Source organism: Streptomyces ortus (assembly GCF_026341275.1).
Taxonomy (GTDB): domain Bacteria; phylum Actinomycetota; class Actinomycetes; order Streptomycetales; family Streptomycetaceae; genus Streptomyces; species Streptomyces ortus.
Window position 1 is genome coordinate 1729186 of sequence record NZ_JAIFZO010000002.1, and the last position, 21858, is coordinate 1751043.

General features: G+C 70.9%; 20 protein-coding genes, 1 other RNA gene and 2 pseudogenes. 12 read left to right on the plus strand and 11 right to left on the minus strand.

Annotated features, from left to right (window positions below):
• Positions 1–119: 119 nt before the first annotated feature.
• Positions 120–479 (minus strand): ArsR/SmtB family transcription factor, encoded by a 360-nt coding sequence (locus tag K3769_RS10930; RefSeq protein ID WP_267026244.1) that lies wholly within the window; start codon positions 477–479, stop codon positions 120–122.
• Between the two features lie 163 nt (positions 480–642).
• On the opposite strand from K3769_RS10930, the gene K3769_RS10935 reads away from it, so the two are divergent.
• From K3769_RS10935 to K3769_RS10950, 4 genes are all read left to right on the plus strand, one after another.
• On the plus strand, positions 643–2019 hold the full coding sequence (locus K3769_RS10935; RefSeq protein ID WP_267031318.1) for an NAD(P)-binding domain-containing protein: 1377 nt from the start codon (positions 643–645) through the stop codon (positions 2017–2019).
• A gap of 77 nt (positions 2020–2096) precedes the next feature.
• The gene (locus tag K3769_RS10940) at positions 2097–2552 is read left to right on the plus strand and encodes an ArsI/CadI family heavy metal resistance metalloenzyme (protein ID WP_267026245.1); all 456 of its coding nucleotides are present in this window, start codon (positions 2097–2099) and stop codon (positions 2550–2552) included.
• Positions 2553–2559: 7 nt separating this feature from the next.
• Positions 2560–3783 (plus strand): MFS transporter, encoded by a 1224-nt coding sequence (locus tag K3769_RS10945; protein ID WP_267026246.1) that lies wholly within the window; start codon positions 2560–2562, stop codon positions 3781–3783.
• Between the two features lie 218 nt (positions 3784–4001).
• Positions 4002–4361, plus strand: coding sequence for an ArsR/SmtB family transcription factor (locus K3769_RS10950; RefSeq protein ID WP_267031319.1), 360 nt, complete (start codon positions 4002–4004; stop codon positions 4359–4361).
• Between the two features lie 21 nt (positions 4362–4382).
• Here K3769_RS10950 and K3769_RS10955 read toward each other — a convergent pair whose 3' ends face one another.
• The 3 genes from K3769_RS10955 to K3769_RS10965 form a co-directional block, all read right to left on the minus strand.
• Positions 4383–5450: an ArsO family NAD(P)H-dependent flavin-containing monooxygenase gene (locus K3769_RS10955; protein WP_267026247.1), complete on the minus strand. Its 1068-nt coding sequence runs from the start codon at positions 5448–5450 to the stop codon at positions 4383–4385.
• Between the two features lie 250 nt (positions 5451–5700).
• The gene (arsB, locus tag K3769_RS10960; RefSeq protein WP_267026248.1) at positions 5701–6813 is read right to left on the minus strand and encodes an ACR3 family arsenite efflux transporter; all 1113 of its coding nucleotides are present in this window, start codon (positions 6811–6813) and stop codon (positions 5701–5703) included.
• The gene (locus K3769_RS10965) at positions 6810–7118 is read right to left on the minus strand and encodes an ArsR/SmtB family transcription factor (RefSeq protein ID WP_267026249.1); all 309 of its coding nucleotides are present in this window, start codon (positions 7116–7118) and stop codon (positions 6810–6812) included. Before K3769_RS10965 ends, arsB begins: the two co-directional genes overlap by 4 nt.
• A 104-nt stretch (positions 7119–7222) precedes the next feature.
• Between K3769_RS10965 and K3769_RS10970 the strand changes: the two genes are divergently transcribed.
• Together K3769_RS10970 and K3769_RS10975 are read left to right on the plus strand one after the other, a co-directional pair.
• A complete protein-coding gene (locus K3769_RS10970; protein WP_267026250.1) occupies positions 7223–7807 on the plus strand; it encodes an arsenate reductase/protein-tyrosine-phosphatase family protein in 585 nt (194 codons plus the stop codon).
• A gap of 97 nt (positions 7808–7904) precedes the next feature.
• Positions 7905–8324, plus strand: a complete 420-nt coding sequence (locus tag K3769_RS10975) for an arsenate reductase ArsC (protein WP_267026251.1) — start codon at positions 7905–7907, stop codon at positions 8322–8324.
• A 506-nt stretch (positions 8325–8830) separates the two neighbouring features.
• Here K3769_RS10975 and rnpB read toward each other — a convergent pair.
• Positions 8831–9246, minus strand: an RNA gene (gene rnpB, locus K3769_RS10980) — RNase P RNA component class A.
• A 111-nt stretch (positions 9247–9357) separates the two neighbouring features.
• Between rnpB and K3769_RS10985 the strand changes: the two genes are divergently transcribed.
• Both K3769_RS10985 and K3769_RS10990 read left to right on the plus strand, forming a co-directional pair.
• Complete coding sequence (locus tag K3769_RS10985; RefSeq protein ID WP_267026252.1) at positions 9358–10182, plus strand: MerR family transcriptional regulator; 825 nt, start codon at positions 9358–9360, stop codon at positions 10180–10182.
• A complete protein-coding gene (locus K3769_RS10990; RefSeq protein ID WP_267026253.1) occupies positions 10179–10862 on the plus strand; it encodes a hypothetical protein in 684 nt (227 codons plus the stop codon). Before K3769_RS10985 ends, K3769_RS10990 begins: the two co-directional genes overlap by 4 nt.
• On the opposite strand, the gene K3769_RS10995 is transcribed toward K3769_RS10990, so the two are convergent.
• On the minus strand, positions 10813–12294 hold the full coding sequence (locus K3769_RS10995; protein ID WP_267026254.1) for an RNB domain-containing ribonuclease: 1482 nt from the start codon (positions 12292–12294) through the stop codon (positions 10813–10815). The two genes, K3769_RS10990 and K3769_RS10995, sit on opposite strands and share 50 nt — an antisense overlap.
• Before the next feature lie 119 nt (positions 12295–12413).
• Between K3769_RS10995 and yaaA the strand changes: the two genes are divergently transcribed.
• The gene (gene yaaA / locus K3769_RS11000; RefSeq protein ID WP_267026255.1) at positions 12414–13217 is read left to right on the plus strand and encodes a peroxide stress protein YaaA; all 804 of its coding nucleotides are present in this window, start codon (positions 12414–12416) and stop codon (positions 13215–13217) included.
• A gap of 111 nt (positions 13218–13328) precedes the next feature.
• A complete protein-coding gene (gene eda / locus K3769_RS11005; RefSeq protein WP_267026256.1) occupies positions 13329–13985 on the plus strand; it encodes a bifunctional 4-hydroxy-2-oxoglutarate aldolase/2-dehydro-3-deoxy-phosphogluconate aldolase in 657 nt (218 codons plus the stop codon).
• A gap of 149 nt (positions 13986–14134) precedes the next feature.
• On the opposite strand, the pseudogene K3769_RS11010 reads toward eda, so the two are convergent.
• The 3 genes and pseudogenes from K3769_RS11010 to K3769_RS11020 all read right to left on the minus strand — a co-directional run.
• A pseudogene (locus K3769_RS11010) lies at positions 14135–14797 on the minus strand (histidine phosphatase family protein); the annotation flags it as partial.
• Positions 14798–14972: 175 nt separating this feature from the next.
• A complete protein-coding gene (locus K3769_RS11015) occupies positions 14973–15716 on the minus strand; it encodes a zinc ribbon domain-containing protein (protein WP_267031320.1) in 744 nt (247 codons plus the stop codon).
• Positions 15713–16552, minus strand: coding sequence for a Nif3-like dinuclear metal center hexameric protein (locus tag K3769_RS11020; RefSeq protein ID WP_267026257.1), 840 nt, complete (start codon positions 16550–16552; stop codon positions 15713–15715). Before K3769_RS11020 ends, K3769_RS11015 begins: the two co-directional genes overlap by 4 nt.
• Before the next feature lie 279 nt (positions 16553–16831).
• On the opposite strand from K3769_RS11020, the pseudogene K3769_RS11025 reads away from it, so the two are divergent.
• Together K3769_RS11025 and K3769_RS11030 are read left to right on the plus strand one after the other, a co-directional pair.
• A pseudogene (locus K3769_RS11025) lies at positions 16832–18004 on the plus strand (hypothetical protein); the annotation flags it as partial.
• 1353 nt (positions 18005–19357) lie between these two features.
• A complete protein-coding gene (locus K3769_RS11030) occupies positions 19358–19534 on the plus strand; it encodes a hypothetical protein (RefSeq protein ID WP_267026258.1) in 177 nt (58 codons plus the stop codon).
• Between the two features lie 85 nt (positions 19535–19619).
• Here the strand turns inward: K3769_RS11030 and K3769_RS11035 are convergent, their stop codons facing one another.
• Both K3769_RS11035 and K3769_RS11040 read right to left on the minus strand, forming a co-directional pair.
• Positions 19620–20654, minus strand: a complete 1035-nt coding sequence (locus tag K3769_RS11035) for a 3-oxoacyl-ACP reductase (protein WP_267026259.1) — start codon at positions 20652–20654, stop codon at positions 19620–19622.
• Between the two features lie 51 nt (positions 20655–20705).
• Positions 20706–21782 carry a Zn-dependent alcohol dehydrogenase gene (locus tag K3769_RS11040; protein ID WP_267026260.1) on the minus strand — a complete coding sequence of 359 codons (1077 nt, stop codon included), beginning with the start codon at positions 21780–21782 and terminating at the stop codon, positions 20706–20708.
• Positions 21783–21858 lie beyond the last annotated feature (76 nt).

Consider the following 21858-nt stretch of genomic DNA (forward strand, 5'->3'; position numbering starts at 1 on the left):
TGGCACATGGCATCTCCCTCCCAGCGTCCCCTCTGGGATCCGTTACCGGTCGGCATGCCTGCGGCCGGGACCGTTGAACCTGACCGACGCCTCTACTACGGCCGCCGGAGCCTACTGGTTCAGGTGGTCTGTGACAGCAGGCCCGCCATGGCCGACAACACCCCGGGCGCAACTCGGTAGTACACCCAGCTGGCGCGGCGCTCCGATTCCAGAAGCCCGGCTTCTCGCAGCTTCCGCAAGTGGTGACTGACCGTGGGCTGAGAGACCCCGACGTCCTGAATGTCGCAGACACAAGCCTCGCCGCCCGCCTGGGCGGCGATCCTTGAGAACAGCCGCAGCCGGACGGGGTCGGACAGCGCCTTGAACATGACGGCGATCCTCTCCGAGTCGGCAGCGGACAGCTCTTCCTTCCCCAGCGGCTGGCAGCACCAGGTCATGGTGGTGGTCAGATTGGTGGAGCTCGGAGCCAGATTAGACATACCTCTATGTTGACAGTCATCAAATCATTTGCCAAGCAGGAAACGGAACCCCTCCGCGCCCGTTCGGGCACAGATTCGATGAACTTCTATGTTGACGCACATCGATCCTAGAGGCATGCTGGGCGGCATCGACAAACATCGAATCCGAGGAGTCGTCGCCATTATGTCCACTGCCCCTGCTCTGCCTGTGGTTATCATCGGCGCCGGCCCCATCGGCCTGGCCGCCGCAGTCCACCTGTCCGAACGCGGACAGCTTCCTCTCGTTCTGGAAGCCGGTCAATCCGCGGGCACCGCCGTACGCGAATGGGCACACGTACGCCTCTTCTCCACCTGGGGCGAAGTCGTCGACCCCGCAGCCGAGAAACTTCTGGCGGATACGGGCTGGAGCAAGCCCGACGCCGACAGCTACCCCAGCGGTGGTGACTGGGTCGAGCAGTATCTGCAGCCGCTCGCCGACACTCTCGGTGATCAAATCCGCTACGGCGCCCGCGTCACCGGCGTCTCAAAGGCCGGCCGCGACCGCGTCGTGGACACCGACCGCGACACGCAGCCCTTCGTCGCGCACGTTCGATACGCCGATGACCGGGAAGAGCGGATCCTCGCCGCCGCCGTGATCGATGCCTCCGGCACCTGGGCACTGCCCTCCCCCGCCGGCGGCAGCGGCCTGCCCGCTCTCGGCGAGCGCGCGGCGGCCGATCTCATCAGTTACCGCGTCCCCGACCTCACGGACCCGGCCGTACGTGCCCGCTACGCGGGTAAGCGCACCGCTGTCATCGGCTCGGGCGCCTCCGCGTTCACCGCGCTCTCCTCGCTGGCCGAGCTGGCGCAGTCCCAGGACGGTACGGACACGAAGGCGGTGTGGGTGCTGCGTCGTGGCATCTCCGGCTCTACCTTCGGCGGCGGAGACACCGACGAACTGCCCGCGCGCGGCGCCCTCGGCCTGGCAGCCAAGGCCGCCGTTGACGACGGCCACGCCGAAGCGGTCACCGGCTTCCGTACCGAGGCCATCGAAGGCAGCATCGACGGCCGACTGGTCCTGGTCTCCGAGGACGGGCGGCAACTCGAGCCGGTGGACGAAGTCATTGTCCTGACCGGGCTCCGCCCCGACCTGTCCTTCCTGTCAGAAGTGCGCCTGCGCCTGGACGAGCGTCTGCAGGCACCAGTGGAACTCGCCCCGCTGATCGATCCCAACCAGCACTCCTGCGGCACCGTCTACCCACACGGCCACCGGGAGCTGTCCCACCCGGATTCCGGTGTCTACCTCGTCGGCATGAAGAGCTACGGCCGCGCTCCCACATTCCTGGCCATGACCGGCTACGAGCAGGTCCGTTCCGTGGCGGCTGCCCTGGCGGGCGACACCGACGCGGCCGACCGTGTGGAACTGGTCCTGCCCGAGACCGGCGTGTGTGGTGGCTCCGGCCTCTTCGACACCGCCGACTCCGACCAAGCTGTGGCAGCAGGCTGCTGCGCCCCCGTCGCTCCACAGCCGGTCCAGCTCATCACCGTCTCCTCTGGCTCGGCGAGTTCGTCCGGCTGCTGAAGCACCTGAACGTCACCGCCCAACGCCGTCCCGGCCGCGGGCAGCGCGCACCATCGATCCAGCAGGAGGAATGCCCCGTGTCCCGGATACAACTCGCTCTGCGAGTACCCGATCTGCAGGCCGCAGTCGCCTTCTACAGCAAGCTGTTCGACACCACGCCGGCCAAGCTGCGTGACGGCTACGCCAACTTCGCCATCACCGAGCCTGCGCTCAAGCTCGTTCTCATCGAAGGGACGGCAGGCGAGGACACCCGCCTGGACCACCTCGGTGTCGAAGTGGCGTCCACCGAGGACGTCCAGGCCGCTGCCACCCGGCTGGTCCAGGCGGGGCTGGCCACCGCCGAGGAGAAGGACACCGCCTGTTGTTACGCCGTGCAGGACAAGGTCTGGGTGCGCGGCCCCGGCCAGGAGCCATGGGAGGTGTATGTGGTCAAGGCGGACGCCGACACCCTGGCGAAGCAGCCCGGGAGCGCCTGCTGCACCTCCGCCGACCCCACCCGGCCCGAACAGCAGCCCGAAGCCAGTTGCTGCTGACCGACTCATGAGCGACCTTTCCACGGCCACCGCGGCCGTCGCCACTGATCAACCGATGCGGCCGCGGGCGGCCCTGCCTGCTCTGTGCCTGACCCAGATCACCAGCTGGGGCATCGTTTACTACGCCTTTCCCGTCCTGAACCCGCAGATCACCACTGCCACCGGCTGGAGCGCGGCCACGACCATGGCCGCGTTCTCCGCCGCTCTGCTCGTCTCCGCCCTGGCCGGTATCCGCATCGGCCGCATCCTGGACGCCCGCGGCCCCCGCACGGTCATGACCACCGGCTCTGTCATCGGCACAGCCAGCCTGGTCATCATCGCCACCGCGCCCAACTTGGCCCTATTCACGGTCGGTTGGCTGCTGGCCGGTCTTGCCATGGCATCCACCTTCTACCAACCCGCCTTCGCCGCACTCACCCGCTGGTGGGCCCCGAACCACATACGCGCCCTGACCACCGTCACTCTCGCCGGCGGTCTGGCCTCCACCGTCTTCGCACCCCTGACCGCCCAGTTGGCCGGCCACTTCAGCTGGCGGCACACGTACCTGATCCTGGCCGCGGTCCTGGCCGCCGTGACCATACCCGCCCACGCCTTCGCCCTACGGGGCCCCTGGCCTCCCGCCCCGCGCCCTGCCTCGAACAGCGTTCCGGCCACGCCGGGGGCCATCACCCGCAGCCGTCCCTTCCTGCTTCTTGCCACCGCCTTGACTCTCTCGGCGTTCGCGATGTACGCCGTGGTCGTCGCCCTGGTCCCCCTGCTGCTCGACCGCGGCTACACCGCGACCCAGGCGGCATGGGCTCTGGGCCTGGGCGGGGCCGGGCAGACTCTCGGCCGCACGCTGTACGCCGCCCTGGCCCGCCGCAGTTCACCAGCCCTGCGCGCTGCTGTTCTCATGGGCTTGGGGGGAGTGACCACCGCCGCCTTCGCGCTTGTCCCCGGCCCTTACGCACTGCTGGCAGTCCTGGCCGTCGTTGCCGGCACCGTTCGCGGAAACCTGACCTTGCTGCAGGCCACCGCCATCACTGACCGGTGGGGCGCCAACCGTTACGGCCGACTGTCCGGCATCCTTGCCGCCCCGATGACGACCGCCTCAGCACTCGCCCCGTTCGCCGGCACAGCCCTGACCGTGCCACTGGGCGGCTACCCCCAGCTGTTCGTGGTCCTCGCTCTGGTCTCGGCCGCCGCCGCGCTGATCGCCTGGCACACCACACCAACCGGCCGGACGGCGTGACAGCCAGGAACGGCAACCGTCGCCGACGCGCTGCCCAGCGGTGCCCAGCGGTGCCCGCACGGTCCGCTGCCGTTGCCTCGATTTCTGCCCCAACAGCCAGCCACTATTGGCCGAATAGCCGACCAATCGCGGCCGAACGCACGGTGCGACCATTTTCGATCGTGCCAAAGTGATCACTCAGCGCTTATGGTCGGTACGTGGCTGTCATAGACCTGGAGATGTCGGAGGACGGGTTCCTCGAAGGCGGTACGTGCGGACCGGGGTTGCACTGCAAACCCCTGCAACGCGCGGAGGCCGAACAGTTGTCAGCGATGCTGCGAACCATCGCCGATCCCACCCGCCTACAGTTGTTCCGACTACTGGAACAAGCCCCCAACGGCGAAGCCTGCGTCTGCGACCTGGCCGACAGCCTGGAACTACGCCAGTCCACCGTCAGCCACCATTTGAAGATCATGACTGAGGCCGGGCTACTGGACCGCGAACGACGTGGCACCTGGGCCTGGTTCTCGGTCAACCACGACGGACTGCAACGCATTCGGTCCATCCTGGACCCGGCGCCCAGAGCCTCAGGCGAGTGACCGCTGCCGGTACTGCGCGGATCACGCTCCGGCGCCGAGGAGCCCGGCGATCTCGCGCGCCGCGTCGCGACCCGGCCGTCCGACACCGATAAGCGTGGCAGAGGCAGGACCCGTCCAGTCGCCGTAGCCGAGAAGGTGCAGTCGAGGCTCCCCCAGGCAGCGGGTGCCCTGGGTGGCGATGTGGCCGCGTGAGCCAGGCAGGCCAAGAGGTGACAGGTGCGAAAGGGCCGGCCGGAAGCCGGTGCACCAGATCACTGCGTCGGCGGGCGCCCTCGTACCGTCGGCCCATACGACACCGTCGCGGTCAAGGCGTACGAACATCGGCGACGTTTTCAGCAGCCCGGCGTCCCGAGCTTCACGCACCGGCGGTACGGCGACGATGTCACCCAGTGCGGCGACGCCTCCGGTGTCGGTGTGGCCCTCGTCGAGTGCGCGGCGGCGGGCGGTGGCCGCGTCGAACAGAGCGCGGCCGTCGATGTCGTCGGCGAGGAAGCGGGGCGGGCGCTGGGTCACCCAGGTCAGTTCTGTGTCGTGTGCGAGGTCGGCGGCGATCTGTGCACCCGAGTTGCCGCCGCCGACGACTATCACGCGGCGGCCCGCGAAGTCCTGCGGCCTTCGGTAGGCGACGGTGTGCAGTTGCCTGCCCTCGAAGTCCTCGCGGCCGGGGATTGCAGGGAGGAAGGGGCGCCACCAGGTACCGGTCGCGCTGATCACCACGCGTGCATGCCACGTGCCGGAGTCGGTGTCCACCCTGAGAAGCCGACCGTCCTTGTGCACACCAAGCACCTGGACCGGTCGCTGCACAGGAAGCTCGTACCGGTTCTCGTAGTCACTCAGGTACGCCACCACGTGCCCGGCAGTTGGATACTCCTCGCCCGGCTGCGTCGGCATGAGTCGGCCGGGGAGGGAGGAAAAGGCCGCCGGGGAGAACAGGTGCAGCGAGTTCCAGGCGTGCTGCCAGGCCCCGCCAGGAGTGGCCTGAGCATCGAGGATGACGAAGTCCACGCCTTGGCGGCGCAGGTGGTAGCCGGCGGCGAGGCCGGACTGACCGCCGCCGACGATCACAACCTGCGTGTGCCACTCCCCCATTACGAGGTGCGAATGGAGTTGGTGGTCTGCGGGCAACACGCCCCGTGGGCGCGGTGAGCCGTGGCGCAGGCACCACACAGCAGTCGGCGTACCGGCGGCTCGGTGGCCACCGGACGGGAGACCGGCTTGGTACAGGTCAGGAACTGTTCAGACAGTTCGGAGTGGTCGGGACGGGCAGCGGCTCCGCACTGGGTGCAGACGCCGACGGCCGTGACCTGTGCCCCGGTGCCGGAGCAGTCCAGACAGTGCATCAGCTCTCCCGCGAAGCAGCCGTCAGTTGCCGGTCGTCGCTGAACTTCCGTCGCCAGGCCAGGGAGACGTATACGAGGGCGATGAGGACCGGCACTTCGATGAGCGGGCCGACGACGCCTGACAGTGCTTGGCCGGAGGTGACGCCGAAGGTGGCGATGGCGACCGCGATGGCCAGCTCGAAGTTGTTGCCGGCCGCCGTGAAGGCGAGCGTCGCCGTGCGGTCGTACGCGAGGCCGATCACCTTGCCGAGGGCGAAGGTGCCGAACCACATGACCGCGAAGTACACGAGCAGCGGCAGCGCGATGCGGACCACGTCCAGCGGCTGGGAGGTGATCGTCTTTCCCTGCAGGGCGAAGAGGATGACAATCGTGAAGAGCAGGCCGTACAGGGCCCAGGGGTCGATCTTCGGGAGGAAGCCGGACTCGTACTTCTCGCGGCCGAGCTTCTTCTCGCCGATCCGGCGGGTCAGGAACCCGGCCAGGAGGGGGACGCCGAGGAAGATGACGACGTTGAGGGCGATCTTCCACATGGAGATGTCGAGGTGCTCGCCATCGCCAAGTCCCAGCCAGCCGGGCAGCAGGTCGAGGTAGAACCAGCCGAGCAGGCCGAACGCCAGGACCTGGAAGACCGAGTTGAGCGCGACAAGCACCGCGGCGGCTTCGCGGTCACCGCAGGCGAGGTCGTTCCAGATGATGACCATGGCGATGCAGCGGGCGAGCCCGACGATGATCAGGCCGGTGCGGTACTCGGGCAGGTCCGGCAGGAAGATCCAGGCGAGCGCGAACATGATCGCGGGGCCGACGATCCAGTTGATGACCAGCGACGAGACCATGAGCTTCCGGTCGCCGGTGACGGCGTCGAGCTTGTCGTATCGGACTTTGGCCAGGACCGGGTACATCATGATCAGCAAGCCGACGGCGATGGGCAGTGAGATGCCGCCGATCTCGACCTTGGCGAGGGCGTCGTTCAGGCCCGGGATGAGCCTGCCGAGGCCCAGACCGAGGGCCATGGCGGCGAGGATCCAGACAGCGAGGAAGCGGTCGAGCGTCGAGAGCTTCGCGACGACCGAGGGATCCTCGGCGGTGGTCGTGGGTGCTTCGGTGGGGGTCACGGACAGGCCCTCTTGTTGTCGGCGGCGCTGCGAGCGGACGCGGCCAGGCCGGCGAACTGACCGGCAAGCCGGTCGACGACGTCCGGGCGGAGCTTGTAGTAGGTGAACCGCCCGCACGGCTCGGTCTCGACGACCCCCGCCTCGCGCAGCACCCTCAGGTGGTTGGAGAGGTTGGTCTGCTTGGCACCGGTCTCCTCCACCAGATGAGTGGTGCACAGCGTCTCGCGGGCGAGCAGGGTCACGATGTGAAGTCTGAGCGGGTCGGCTAAAACACGGATCAGATCAGTGTCGACTGATGTCAGCATGCACTGATATTGTCACATCAGCTGGGACTGATACCAGTCCGGGCCGACCTGCGGGCCCGCCAACGGCACCAACTGGGCCCATGACCCGTAGAAGGGGGTCATCGATGAACGCATCCCCACCCCCGGTTTTCCCTGATCAGCGCCTTGCGGCAGGTGTATCCCGGCTCGCGTCGCGCTACCGCGGCCAGTTCTCGGCAGAGACCATCCAGCGAGTCGTCATCGACTCCTACGACCGTCTTGCCCAGCACGCACACGTCCGCAGTCACCTCGTCGTGCTCGCTGAGCGCCTCGCCACCCAGCGTCTTGACGCTCTCGCCCACGTAGAGGGACAGCCCGGCGTCGAGCTGCCCCGAGAGCTGTTCGTATGCACCCACAACGCCGGCCGCTCCCAGATGGCGGCCGCCCTTCTCACCCATCGGGCAGCCGGGCAGGTGGTCGCCTCCTCCGCAGGCACGCACCCGGCCTCCGACGTCGAACCGGCTGCCGTCCAGGTGCTGGCCGAGGCCGACTTGAATCTCTGCGACGCGTTCCCCAAGCCGCTCACCGAGGAAGTCGTCCAGGCCGCCGACGTCGTCATCACCATGGGCTGGGAAAACACCTGCCCGGTCGTACTACCGGGCCGCCGCTACCTGGACTGGCCCATCAGCGACCCCGAGGGCGCCGCGGGCGCGGTATCCGCGACGAGATAGACGCCCGCATCACCGACTTGCTCGACTCCCTGCCGCAGGCCTGACGCGCCGGCCGCTCCACCAGCTCCACCTGATCCACCTCGTGAAGGAAGAACCGATGTCCCCGACTCCACTCGCCTCCGTGCTGTTCGTCTGCGTCCACAACGCGGGGCGATCACAGATGGCCGCCGGATTCCTCAGCCACCTCGCGGGCGACCGGGTCGAGGTCCGCTCCGCGGGTTCGATCCCGGGCAACCAGGTTAACCCGGCCGCCATCGAGGCCATGAACGAGGTCGGCGTCGACATCTCCGACCAGCAGCCGAAGATCCTCACCACCGAGGCCGTGCAGGCGTCCGACTACGTCATCACTATGGGCTGCGGGGACGCCTGCCCGATCTTCCCCGGCAAGAGGTACCTCGACTGGGACCTCGAAGACCCGGCCGGCAAGGGCGTCGGGTCCGTACGCCCCATCCGCGACGAGATCAAGACCCGTATCGAGGCCCTGGTCGCCGAGATCGACGCCAAGCAGGAGGCTTGAACACCATGACAGCACAGGACAGCAAACGCGAGTCGTCGCCCTAGCCTCCAACCACGCCGGACGACACCGCCAGAACGCCCGACACGCTTCATCCGCACGCACAGCATCGACTTACGACCGAGACATAGACAACGACACTCGGAGTTCAGCCCGACACGTCCCGCGACACCCGAGAGGCGCCACTGACCGCTGCCTCGACAAGGCACGCGAACAAAGTCATCTCCCCGCCCGGGAGCGGCTCCCCGGAGGACGCAACATCGGCGGTCAAGTTCAGCCAAATCAAGGTGACAAGAGGACACCTCGTACATGTACTTACGAGCAATCAGGATCCGAGATGTCCACTCCAGAGCGGCCCTGTACTGCATTCAACGCCCAGAATGCCCGAATTTACCGCACAGACTGCAGACAGAAACGGCGATACCTACAGCCCGAATTCGCCCGGATTCGACCCCGAGGGTTTGTTCAACTGGTAAACATGGCCTCTGACCTGCGAAAATAAAGAGCGGCAGACGAGTCGGGCTGTACGCCGGGTTCTGTCGCCCGGCTGCCTTGCGGCGGCCGGGGAGACGGCCATCCATCTAGGGTCGGCGTTGCCGCCGACCTCGTGCGGTCTACCCGCGGACTCGGGCGGGCAGCCCTCGAACGTCCGCGCAGAGTCGCCGTTCTTCCGAAGCGGCGGCTCCTTTTGACCTTGCTCCGGGTGGGGTTTACCTAGCCGCCTGAGTCACCTCAGGCGCTGGTGGTCTCTTACACCACCGTTTCACCCTTACCCGGGACCGAAGTCCCGGGCGGTTTGTTTTCTGTGGCACTGTCCCGCGGGTCACCCCGGGTGGCCGTTAGCCACCACCCTGCCCTGTGGAGCCCGGACGTTCCTCGGGAAGCACCCCCGAAGGGGACTCCACGCGGCCGTCCGCCCGGCTCGTCTGCCGTGTCGACCATGCTACCGGGCGTTCGCCCCTCCGCCTCCCCTCCCCCGCTCCCCGCTCGCTCGCCCGCTTGACCTTGTCGCAGCGTCAACGTTTCTACTGAAGGCATGCGGATCGGAGAGCTTGCCGCGGCCGTCGGCGTCACGACGCGGACCGTGCGGCACTACCACCAGCTCGGGCTGCTGCCCGAGCCCGAGCGGCGCCCCAACGGTTACCGCGACTACGGGCTGCGGCACGCCGTCGCACTCGCCCGGATCAGGCGGCTGACCGAGCTGGGACTCGGTCTCCCCGAGGTACGGGACATCCTCGCGGACGACGCCGGACGTGACCTCGCCGAGGTACTCACGGAACTCGACGACGACCTCGCGCGGCAGGAGGCGGCGATCCGGGCGAGGCGACTGCGGCTGCGCGCCCTGATCGACGGGGGCCGGATCCCCGCCGAAGGCCCCGTCTCCCCCGAACTCGCCGCCGTCTTCGGCAGGTTGACCCGACACCCGGAACCCGCGATCGCCGCGAAGGACCGCGAGATGATCGCCCTCCTCGAAACGGTCTCGGCCCCGAAGGACCGGGAGCGTCTGCTGTCGGCACTGCGCGCCACCGCCGATGTGCCGGGCGCCCTGGAGCGGACACACGCGGCGTACACGCTGCTGGACGAGCTCGCCGACGCCGACCCGGCCGATCCGCGCGTCGAGGAGGCCGCCCACGCCATCGCCGACTGTCTCCCGGACGAGGCCCTCGCCGGGCTTGGCCTAACCGATCTCGACCTGGCCGATCTCGACCCGGACAGCACCGGGGCGAACGGGAGTGGCGGGTTGCTGGGCGCGCTCCTCGACGACTTCCCGCCCGCGCAGTCCGCGGCCGTCCTGCGGACGATCCGGCTTCTCGTGCAACGTGCCCGCGCCGAACACGGTCGCTCGGAGCGTGGGCGATGACGGCCGGACCCGGACGGCGGCTCCTCGCGCACGAGGTGCGGCTGCTGGTGAGCATCGTCCGGTGGGTGGCCCGGCGCCCGCACGACGCCGGGCCGCGACCGGAGCGGGGGCCGGAACGGGGGCAGGAACGGGGGCAGGAACGGGAGCGGGAACGGGAGCGGGCCTTCGGGTATGCGCGGGGGCAGGGCGCGATGATGTTCGGGCTCGGGTTCGTGTGCGTCCTGGAGACCGCCTGCATGGCGGTGCTGCTGCGCGACCACCCCGACGTGCACCGCGTCGTCCTCGCCCTCGACCTCTACACGCTGCTGTTCGTCGTCGGTACGCACGCGGCGTCCGTGACCCGTCCGCACATCCTCGGCGACACGGTCCTGCGCGTCCGCCGCGCCGCCCACGTCGACCTGCGCGTGCCGCTGGCCGCGATCGTCTCCGTACGGCGGGAGTTGGTCACCACGCACGAGCGGACCGAAGGGCGACTGGATCTGGCGGTGGCCGCGCAGACCACGGTCACCCTCGAACTGGACGCCCCGGTAAGGCACTTCGGCTTGCTCGGGCGTCCCCAGGACGTACGGGTGATCCGGTTCCACGCCGATGAGTCCGACGTGCTCGTACGCGCGATACGCGACCGCACGCTCACGCGGGAGCGAACAGCACCTTCCCCGACCCCGGGTCGGCCCGGGTGAGCCGTACCCGCAGCCGCTCCCCCAGCGGCAGCGTCGTACCGTTCCCGCTCTCGATCCGGGCGACGATCGCCGGAGTCTCCAACTGGACGGTTCCCACAGCGGGTTCGCGTTCCCGTACGTCCACCACCGTGCCGTCGAAGAGTTCGCCGACGCGGTCCCTGAGCAGGGCCGCCTCGACGATGTCCACACATCCGCGCTCGGCCTGGCCCGCCCTGCGGGTGCCCTCGGCCATCCGCGCGGGCAGTTCGTCGAGGGCGGCCAGGACCCACTCGGGCGGGGCGGCGCCCGCGGCGGCGGCCAGGGACAGTTCGCCGGCGTACCGGTCGACGAGGCGGCGCAGCGGTGCCGTGCAGTGGGTGTAGGGCGCGGCGACCGCGGCGTGCGTGGTGAGGTCGGGGACGGCTCCGTCCCGGAAGACGGTGTAGCCGGCACCCCGCAGCAGTGTCGTGCATTCCTGGAGGAAGGCCGCGTGGTGCGGTCGGTGCGGGTCGAGGGTGCGGATGAGGCGCGCGTACGAGACGTGGTGCGGCCAGTCGATGCGCAGCGCGTGCGCGGTACGCCGTAGCCGGCCGACCGCGCCGTCGGGGGCGGCCGGGAGCGTCCGCAGGATGCCGGTGCCGTGCGCGAGCATCAGCTCGGCGGCGGCCATGCCGGTGAGGAGGGAGATCTGCGCGTTCCAGCCTTCGGCGGGGAGGGGGGCGCGGTAGACGAGTTCGTACGGGCCCTCGTGGTCGTCGGCACCCTCGTGACCGTCGGAGCGGTCGGTGATCTCCTGCTCGGGGACGTTGAGGGAGATGCCGCCGCGGTCCACCTCCCGTTGTTCGCGCAGGAGCCCGATGTCCCGGAGGAGGGCGAGGGGCTCCTCGGCCGTGCCCGCGTCGATCCGCCGCTGTACGCCCTCGTAGTGGAGCTTGGCCCGGCTGCGGACCAGGGCACGGCGTACGTCGGTCGCGGTCGGGCTGCCGTCCGCGTCCAGGTCGATCGTCCACAGGACGGCAGGACGGGTCTCGTCCGGGAGCAGGCTCGCGGCGCCCTCGCTCAGCACCGGCGGGTGCAGCGGGGTCCTCCCGTCCGGGAAGTACAGCGTGGTGACCCGGCGGTGGGCCTCGGCGTCCAGGGCTGCGCCGGGTACGACGAAGGCGGCGACGTCGGCGATCGCGTACCGCACCCGGTAGCCGTGGGGGCGGCGGGAGAGGTGCATGGCCTGGTCGAGGTCGGTGGAGGTGGGCGGATCGACGGTGAAGAAGGGGATGTCCGTCGCGTCGTGGTCCGGCGGCGCCGGGGCGCGGGCGGCGCGTTCGGCCTCGGCGAGCACGTCCGGCGGGAAGTCCTCCGGGACCTCCGGGACACCGAGTTCGGTGCGCAGGGCGCGCAGCGCGGCCCGCAACGGGGTCTCGGCTGCGCCGGTCGCTCGTATCTGGCGGCGGGGCACACGACGAGCGTAGGACGGGGTGGGGCGGGCGGCACCCCGTAGGCTGGCGGGTGGCTCCGCGTACGTATCGAGAGCCCCGTAGCGAAAGCACCGTATCGAAAGTCCCAGGGAGAACCGCCGTGCTCGTGTTGTTGCCGCCGTCCGAAGGAAAGGCTCCCTCCGGGCGGGGCGCGCCGTTGAAGCCGGAGTCGCTGTCGTTGCCGGGGCTCGCCGAGGCGCGGCAGGCGGTGCTCGACGAGCTGGTCGAGCTGTGCGCTGCCGACGAGGAGAAGGCGCGCGAGGTGCTCGGGCTGAGCGAGGGCCTGCGCGGCGAGGTCGCCAAGAACACGGAGCTGCGGACCGCGGGGGCCCGGCCCGCCGGGGAGATCTACACGGGTGTGCTGTACGACGCACTGGACCTGGCCTCCCTCGACACGGCGGGGAAGCGGCGGGCGGGGCGTTCGCTGCTCGTCTTCTCCGGGCTGTGGGGCGCGGTCCGGGTGACGGACCGGATTCCCTCGTACCGCTGCTCGATGGGGGTGCGGCTGCCCGGCCTCGGGGCGCTGAGTTCGCACTGGCGTGCGCCGATGGCCGCCGTGCTGCCGGAGGTCGCCGGGAGCGGGCTCGTACTGGACCTGCGGTCGGCGGCGTACGCGGGCGCGTGGAAGCCGAAGGGGGAGGTCGCGGGGCGTACGGCGAGCGTACGGGTGCTGCACGCGCCGACCCGGAAGGTCGTCAGCCACTTCAACAAGGCGACCAAGGGGCGGATCGTACGAAGCCTCATGGAGACCGGGGTTGTGCCGTCGGGTCCGGCGGAGCTGGTGGAGGCGTTGCGGGATCTCGGGTACGTGGTGGAGGTCGCGGGGACGGGAACGGGAACGGGCGGTACGGCGGGGGCGGGCAAGCCGTGGATGCTGGATGTGTTGGTGGACGAGGTCCACTGAGCACTGTCGGCCGCCGGCCACTAGCCATTAGCCATTAGCCATTAGCCATTCACGGTTGCAGCATACGCAACGACCTTTGCGCATGCTGCGCGCTGCGGGCAGGATGACGGCATGTCGCCTTCGCCGCTGCCCCCGTCGTCCTCGCCGTCGTCCCTTCCCGTGCTCGAACTCGCGCCCGTGGTGCCGGTGGTCGTCGTCGAGGACGTCGCGGACGCCGTTCCGCTGGCGCGGGCGCTCGTCGCGGGCGGGCTGCCGGCGATCGAGGTGACACTGCGGACGCCGGTGGCGCTCGACGCGATCCGGGCGATCGCGGACGGGGTGCCGGACGCGGTGGTCGGCGCTGGCACGGTCATCTCCCCCGCCCAGGTGTCGGACTCCGTGGCCGCCGGGGCGCGTTTCCTCGTCAGCCCCGGGTGGACGGACGTGCTCCTCGACGCGATGAAGGCGTCCGGGGTGCCGTTCCTGCCGGGGGTGTCGACGACGTCGGAGGTCGTGGCGCTGCTGGAGCGCGGGGTGCGTGAGATGAAGTTCTTCCCGGCGCAGGCGGCCGGCGGCACGGCGTATCTCAAGTCGCTGGCCGGGCCGCTTCCACAGGCCCGCTTCTGCCCGACAGGGGGGATCGGTCCCGCCGTCGCCCCCGAGTACCTCGCGCTGCCGAACGTCCTCTGCGTGGGCGGAAGCTGGATGCTGCCGCCGGACGCGATCGCCGCCGGCGACTGGCCCCGAGTGGAGAAGCTCGCGCGAGAGGCGGCGGGGTTGCGCCCGTAGCCCGTAGGGGCGGCCCGGCAGGGGCCCCGTAAGGGGCGCGGGGAACTGCGCGAACGCCCCCCACCGACCGCGCCCGGCCGACGACAGGCCCCCTTCAGCTCAACTCAGCTCAGTTCAGCGCAACGCAGATCAGTTCAGCTCAACGCAGTTCAGCTCAGCGCAGACGTCTCGTTGAGCAACCGCACACTCGCGTTGCCGTCCGCGTAGTACGCCACCTCCGACAGCGACGCCGCCGACAGTTCCATCCGGAACAACGCCTCCGGCGGGGCGCCCAGGGCCAGCCGCACCAGCGTCTTGATCGGCGTCACGTGCGAGACGACGAGCACCGTGCGGCCCGCGTACTCCGCGACCAGTGCGTCGCGGGCAGCCGCCACCCGCCGGGCGACCGCCGCGAAACTCTCGCCGCCACCGGTCGGTTCGGCCTCCGGTGAGGCCAGCCAGGCGCCCATGTCGTCTGGATAGCGCTCTCGCACCTCCGCGAAGGTCAGGCCCTCCCAGGCACCGAAGTCCGTCTCGCGGAGCCCGTCCTCGACCCGTACGTCCAGGTCGAGTCGGGCTGCCGCGAACTCGGCGGTCTCGCGGCAGCGGGCCAGCGGGGAGGACACGACGGCCTGTACGGTGCCGCGCGCGGCGAGGGCGGTGGCGGTGCGCTCCGCTTGATGGCGGCCGGTGGCCGAGAGGGGTGGGTCGGTGGCGGCGCCGGTCCCGCTCCCGACTCCACACCCGCTTCCTGAGAAGCGCTTCTGCGGGGTGAGGGGGGTTTCGCCGTGGCGGAGCAGTACGAAGGTGGTGGGGGTGCCCAGATCCGGGGGGCGGGTCATGTTTTGGCTGCCTGTACGTCGGTGTCGCGGGGTGGGCGTTACGCCGGCGGCCCGTCGTGGCCGGCCGCGCAGTTCCCCGCGCCCCTGACGGGGCCCTGGCCGAGCACGCCGATCATCGCCCCTGACGGGGCCCCGCCTGGGGCCCCGTGGGCCGGGGCGCGGGCGCCTACAGGCCCGACTCCGACGTACGGATCAGGATGCGGCGGCAGTTCTCGCAGCGGAGGACCTGGTCCGGGGCCGCCGCCTTCACCTCGTTGACCTCGGTGATGTTGAGCTCCAGACGGCAGCCCTCGCAGCGCCGCTGGTAGAGGCGGGCCGCGCCGACGCCGCCCTGCTGCTCGCGGAGCTTCTCGTAGAGCTTGAGGAGGTCCGCGGGGACCGAGCCCGCGACGACCTCGCGCTCCTTGGTCAGCGTCGCGCCCTCGCCGTCGAAGGACTCGTAGGACGCGTCCCGGCGGCTCGTCGCGTCGTCGATCTTCGACTGGACGGACGAGACCCGTCCGGTCAGCTCGGCGACCCGCTCCTGCGCGGACTCGCGGCGCTCCATGATCTCCAGGACGACGTCCTCGAGGTCACCCTGCCGCTTGGCCAGCGAGGTGATCTCGCGCTGGAGGTTCTCCAGGTCCTTCGGGGAGGTGACGGCGCCGGAGTCCAGCCGCTGCTGGTCGCGCGAGGCACGCTGGCGCACCTGGTCGACGTCCTGCTCCGCCTTGGTCTGCTCGCGGGAGCAGTCGCTCTCCTCGGTCTGGGCGGCGACGAGCAGGTCACGCAGTTGCGTGAGGTCCTTGGTCAGCGACTCGATCTCGTCGTGCTCCGGCAGCGAACGCCGCTTGTGGGCGAGCTGCTGGAGGCGGGCGTCGAGGGACTGGACGTCGAGAAGTCGGATCTGGTCGGCGGGCGCGGCGTTCAGTTGGGGGCTCCAGGTGAAGGGGAGTGGGAGTTCCACGGATCGGTGACCGTCTTCGAGACATGGACCCGCAGGTCCCAGCCGTGACGGTCGGAAATCTCGTCGAGCTGGGCTGCGGCCAGCTCGCACCAGGGCCACTCGGTGGCCCAGTGCGCCGCGTCGAGCAGCGCGAGAGGACTGTGGGCGCGGGCCTCCGACACCGGGTGGTGGCGCAGGTCCGACGTGAGGAAGGCGTCCACGCCCGCGGCGCGTACGTCCTCGAAGAGGCTGTCGCCGGAGCCGCCGCTGACCGCGACGGTCCGCACGAGCGCGTCCGGGTCGCCGGCCACCCGGATGCCCTGCGCGGTGGCGGGCAGCCGCTCCGCCGCGCGGGCGGCGAACTCGCGGACGGTGACAGGGTGGTCCAGCTCGCAGACCCGGCCCAGGCCCCGGCGGCCTTCGGGGTCGGCGGGGTCCGGCACCAGGGGGCGTACGACCCGCAGGTCCAGGGCGCCCGCGAGTGCGTCGCTAACCCCCGGGTCGGCGCGGTCGGCGTTCGTGTGGGCGACGTGCAGCGCGATGTCGTTCTTGATGAGCGTGTGCACGACCCGGCCCTTGAAGGTGGAGGCCGCCACCGTCGTCGTACCGCGCAGGTAGAGCGGGTGGTGGGTGACCAGCAGGTCCGCGCCCAGCTTCACGGCCTCGTCCACGATCTTCTGGATTGGGTCGACGGCGAACAGGACACGGGAGACCTCCTGGTCGGGGTCTCCGCAGACCGTCCCGACGGCGTCCCATGCCTCCGCGCTCCCAGGGGGCCAGAGGGCGTCGAGCGCGGCGATTGCTTCAGACAGACGGGGCACGAACAAAAGGCTACCTGCCTTGTGTCCGTGCCCTACCGGTCGCGGGTACCGGACCTGCGGAGGCCGGGGCCCGGCCGGGACACCGGGTGACGACGGCGTCGCGGCGCAGGTCGTATGCGGGGCGGCCTCATCGCCGGTACCTCCGTTCCCGTCGAGCACACGCGCCCCCGTTCCCTCAGGCGAATCGGAAGGCGGCCACTCTTATGTGTGAAGGGGCTGCCCGCAGGTCCCACGTCTGTGCGTGCGAAAACTAGTTTCGTCGCCGGAGGTGACCGAACGATGGCGGCCTGTGCGATCGAGTCCACGGTGTCCGGGAACGAAAGGGCGACGAGGGCAGGGTGCGTGATCACCGTGGACGGGGCCTACGCGGCCCGGCTGGCCCGTAGCGGCGACTCCTGGTTCCCGGAGCGCTGGACGCTGGACGGCCCTGAGCCCTATGCCGTGCCCCTGCCGGGCAACCAGCCGGAGGAGCCCGGTACGGAGGTGTTGCCGATGGCGGACGGGCGGGTGCTCATCCACCGGTTCACCGACGGGCGGCACGCGTTCTCCCTGCTGTACCCGACGGGCCCCGGGACGGGTGAGGTACCGCTCGGCGCGGTGGAGTGCCCCGAGCCGGGCACGGGACTGCGGCTGCTGCCACCCGCGCCGGGCGGCACACGGGCGTACGCCCTTGCCGTGGGCCCGAGTTCCACGGCCGTGTGGCTGGTGGCGGGCGGCGCCTTCGGGCCCGAGCATCTCGCGGAGGTGCCGGGGCGCTGCTCGGGCGGGGTGTGGCTGGGTGGCGGGGACCGGCTGCTCGCGCTGGACCGGGAGGTGCGGGGCAGGACCAAGACGGTGGTGGTCGATCTGGAGCGCGGGGGTGAGGTGTCGCCGCTGCTGCAGATCTCCGAGGAGAGCAACGACCGGTTGCTGCTCGCGGACGCGGACAGCGGGTTGCTCCTGATCCGCTCGGACGCGCCGTCTCCGGGGCGGGAGCGGCTGGGCTGGGGTGTGCTGGGGAGCACGCTGCCGGTGCGGTTCCCGGAGTGCCTTCAGCCGGCGGGCTGCACGGTGACGCCGTTCGCGATCCAGCCGGGGCTGGTGCTGACGCCGGAGAGCTGCGGGGTCGCGCTGCGGATCGACGGGGACGGCGACGGCGGTGCCGGGGGCGGGGGGAGCTGGCTCGGGGTGTGGCGCCCGACGGACCGCCACCTCCAGCAGCTCCGGCCGCCGGAGGGGTGGCTGACCGGCTCCGGCTGGTGGACGAGGGAGGGGGTGCTGCACCTGCCGTACGCGACGGGGGCGGTGCCGTGCGGGGTGGCGCGGGTCGAGGCGTCCACGGGGGCGTCCACCTGGGCGGGGGACGCGGCCGGTACGGGGGGCTCGGCAGGGGGGCCGCCCCCTATGCCGAGCCCGGGGCCGAGCCCAGGGCCGGGGGTGGCCCGCCCGGTGCCGCTCCAACAAGCCCCTTTGACGGCCCAGGCACTCGCGAACGCGGTCGCGGGCCGCAGGGCGGCGCAGGCGGGGAGGGGACGGGGGGCGGGGCCGGGCGGACCGCCTTACCGGGCACCGGACCGGACACCGGACCGGGCACCGGAGCGACCGCTGACCCGGGCTCCGCACCGGACCCCGGAACGCCCACCGGACCCGGAACCGGACCGGCCGAAGATCCGGGCTGCGCACCGGACCCCGGAACGGCAACCGGACCAGGCACCGGACCGGCCGATTAACCGGCTTCCGGAGCGGCCGTCGGACCGGACGACGGACCCGAGTCCGGACCGGCCGCTGAGCCGGGCGTCGGAACGGACCCCGGACCGGCCGCTGGATCGGGCTCCGGATCAGTCTTCGGATCGGTCCTCGGATCGGTCCTCGGAGATCGCGCTGGACGTGCTTCCGGACGTTGCTGCGGATGTGGTGCCGGAAGGAGGCGGGGGCGCGGCTGCGGGCGACGCCATCGGCGGGGCACCGGGCGGAGCTCCGGGCAGCACTCCCGCCCCGGCACCGGCGGAGGGCCGCGGGTCGGGCCAGGGCCAGGGTCCGGACCGCGGCACGGCTCAGGGCAGCGCGCCCGCCAGGAAGCCGAGGGAAAGTCGGGGCAGGACACCCAACGATCCCCGAAGCAGGCCCACCGACCGGGCATCGGAGGGAGGCCACGGCGCGGCGCCGGGCCTGGCCGGCATCGAGGCACCGGGCGAGATTCCGGGCGAAGCTTCCGCCAGGAACCCCGCCCCGGTGCCGGAGAAAAGCCCCGGCTCCGCTTCGGGCCCCGCCCGCAGCGAAGCGCCGGGCGAGACTCCGAACGCAACTCCCGCCGGGAACCCCGGCTCGCCGGTGGAGGAGAGCCGCAGCGCCGCTTCGGGCCCCGCCCGCGGCGAAGCGCCGGGCGAGACTCCAGGCGGACCTTCCGGCAGGAACCCCGGCTGGGCGGTAGCGGGCGTCCGGGGTAGGACGCCGGGCGAAGTGGCGGGCGCAGCACCCGCGTCCCGCACGCCCGACGCACTCAACGCGCCCGGTGCACCGGGCGCACCCGGCGCACCCAGCAATCCCAACGCACCCAGTGCGCAGGGCGACAGCGCTCCCCCCGCGCCCGGCGGCGTCCGGCCCGTACCCGTCGTCGCGTCCGTGCAGCCGCTGCGGGTCGAGCAGGTCAGCCGGGAAGCGCCGGCCGGGTTGCGGGCGCTCCGGGTGGGGGTCGGGAGCGGGCCCTCTCCCGACCCCCTCGAAGTGACCACCGAGTAGCCCCGCCCACCCCTCAAGTCGGTCACAACCGACCGTTAGAATCTCCGGCGCTGTACCGAAGGATCTTGCTGACGGGGTGAATTGAAGATGAGCGAAACGAACATCATGGAGACGGCGCCCACCGACCTGCGGGGGACGTCGGCGCAGGCCGACGACGACGGTGGCCAAGGCCGGCACCGAGGGCCCGTCTCCGCACAGGAAAACGGGGCGATCCCCCGCGGCCGGCACCGCAGGCCCGCCGAGCAGCACGACACCGGGGCCTGACCACACCACGGGCCGCGACACGACACGGCCCCGTCCGACACTCGTCGGGCGGGGCCGTTCCGCATGGGGGCGCAGGGAATTCCGGTCACTCGTGCCGCAGGGCCAGTACCTCCGCCGCCGCGAACGTCTGCCCCGGCGGCCGGCCCGCGTAGTGGGGCGTGAGCAGCGCGTCCAGTTCGTCGTAGGTGAACGCCTCCTGCTTGGTGTCGAACTTCGCCGCCACCCGCGGCCGTTCGACGACCGCGACCATCCCGCCGTGCACGACGAGCAGCTGGCCGTTGACGTGGGCCGCGGCCGGCGAGGCCAAGTAACCGACGAGCGGTGCGACATGCTCGGGCGCGAGCGGGTCGAGAGGGCCGCGCGGCCGTACGGCGTTCTCCCCCTCCCGCTCCCCCTGCCCCCGCCCCGCCATCGTCCCCTCCCGCTCCCCCGGCTCCTGGTAGCCCGCGAAGACGTCCGCAGTCATACGGGTCCGGGCCCGCGGGCAGATCACGTTCGCCGTGACGCCGTACTTGGACAGGGCCAGCGCCGTAGAGGTCGTCAGCCCGACGATCCCGCCCTTCGCGGCGGCGTAGTTGGGCTGCCCCGCCGAGCCCGCGAGGAACGCCTCCGAGGAGGTGTTCACGATCCGCCCGTACACCGGCGCGTCCGCCGCCTTGGACCGTGCCCGCCAGTACGCGGACGCGAAGTGGGTGGTGTTGAAGTGTCCCTTCAGATGGACACGGATCACCGAGTCCCATTCGTCCTCGGACATGGAGAAGACCATCCGGTCCCGCAGGATGCCCGCGTTGTTGACGAGGATGTCCAGCTGCCCGAACTCCGCGATCGCCGACTCCACGAGTTCACGGGCCTGTTGGTGGTCGGCCACATCACCGTTGTGCGCGAGCGCGCGACCGTCCGCCGCCCGGATCTCAGCGGCGACCTCCTCGGCGGGGACGGCCGACGCGTCGCCGGAACCGTCCCGGTCGGGCTGTCCGTAGTCGTTGACGACGACAGCGGCCCCCAGCCGGGCGAGTTCCAGTGCCTCCGCCCGGCCGAGCCCGCGCCCGGCCCCCGTGACGACCGCGACCCGTCCCTCAAGCGGCAGAACTGGCAGACGTGGCAGACCTGGCAATGACATGGAAAACCCTTCGGCTCGACCTGCTGTGGCTGCTGGGGCAGGCGGGCGGCGTCAGATCTCGATGCAGGTACGCAGCGAGACGCCCGTACGCATCTGGTCGAGCGCCTCGTTGATGTCGCCGAGCGGCACCCGGTGCGTGATCAGGCCCTCCAGGTCGATGCGCCCGGCACGCCACAGGGCGATGGTCCGCTCGTAGGACCGCAGGACGTCCCCTCCGCCGTACATGGACGGCAGGATCCGCTTCTCGTCGAAGAACAGCTCGAACATGTTGAGCTGGAGGAAGTCGTCCATGGCGCCCGCGCCGACGACGACCAGCGTGCCGCCGCGCCGGGTGTTCTCGTACGCCGTGCGGGCGGTGGCGGAGCGGCCGACGACCTCGAAGACGTAGTCGAAGCCCTCGCCCGCGGTCACCGACTGCTTGGCGTCGGGGAGTTCGTCCGGCGAGACGGCCCTGGTGGCGCCGAACCGCAGCGCGGCCTCCCGTCGCGAGAGGACCGGGTCGACGGCGACGATCTCCGCGGCGCCCCGGAGCCGCGCGCCCTGGATCGCCGAGACACCGACACCCCCGCAGCCGATGACGGCGACCGACGAACCGGCCTCCACGTCAGCAGTATTGAGCGCGGCACCGAGTCCCGTGGTGACCCCGCACCCGATGAGCGCGGCGATGTCGAAGGGCACGTCGTCCGGGATCGGCACGGCGCAGCCCGCGTCGACGACGACCTCCTCGGTGAAGGTCCCGGTGCCCGCGAAGCCGAACACATCGCCGCCGGGGCGCTTGAAGTTGGGCGTGCCGGCGTTCATGAACCCGGCGAGACACAGTTCGGTCTGGCCGCGCTTGCAGGCGGGACACGCGCCGCACGCGGGCAGCCAGCAGACGACGACCCGGTCGCCCGCCTTGACGTTCGTGACGCCCTCGCCGACCTCCAGGACCTCACCGGCTCCCTCGTGCCCCGGGATGAACGGCGCGGGCTGCGGCAGCACCCCGGCCATCGCGGAGAGGTCCGAGTGGCACAGGCCGGTGGCCCGTACCCGGATCCGTACCCGCCCCGGCCCGAAGCCCGTCGCCTCGACGTCGTCGAAAATCTCCAGCTTGTCCTGGCCGATCTCCTGCAGTACGGCTGCGCGCATGGTGCGGCTCCCCTCGGAAACGTACGGACGACGTGCGGACGACGTACAGACGGCATGCGGACCACGTATGGACGAC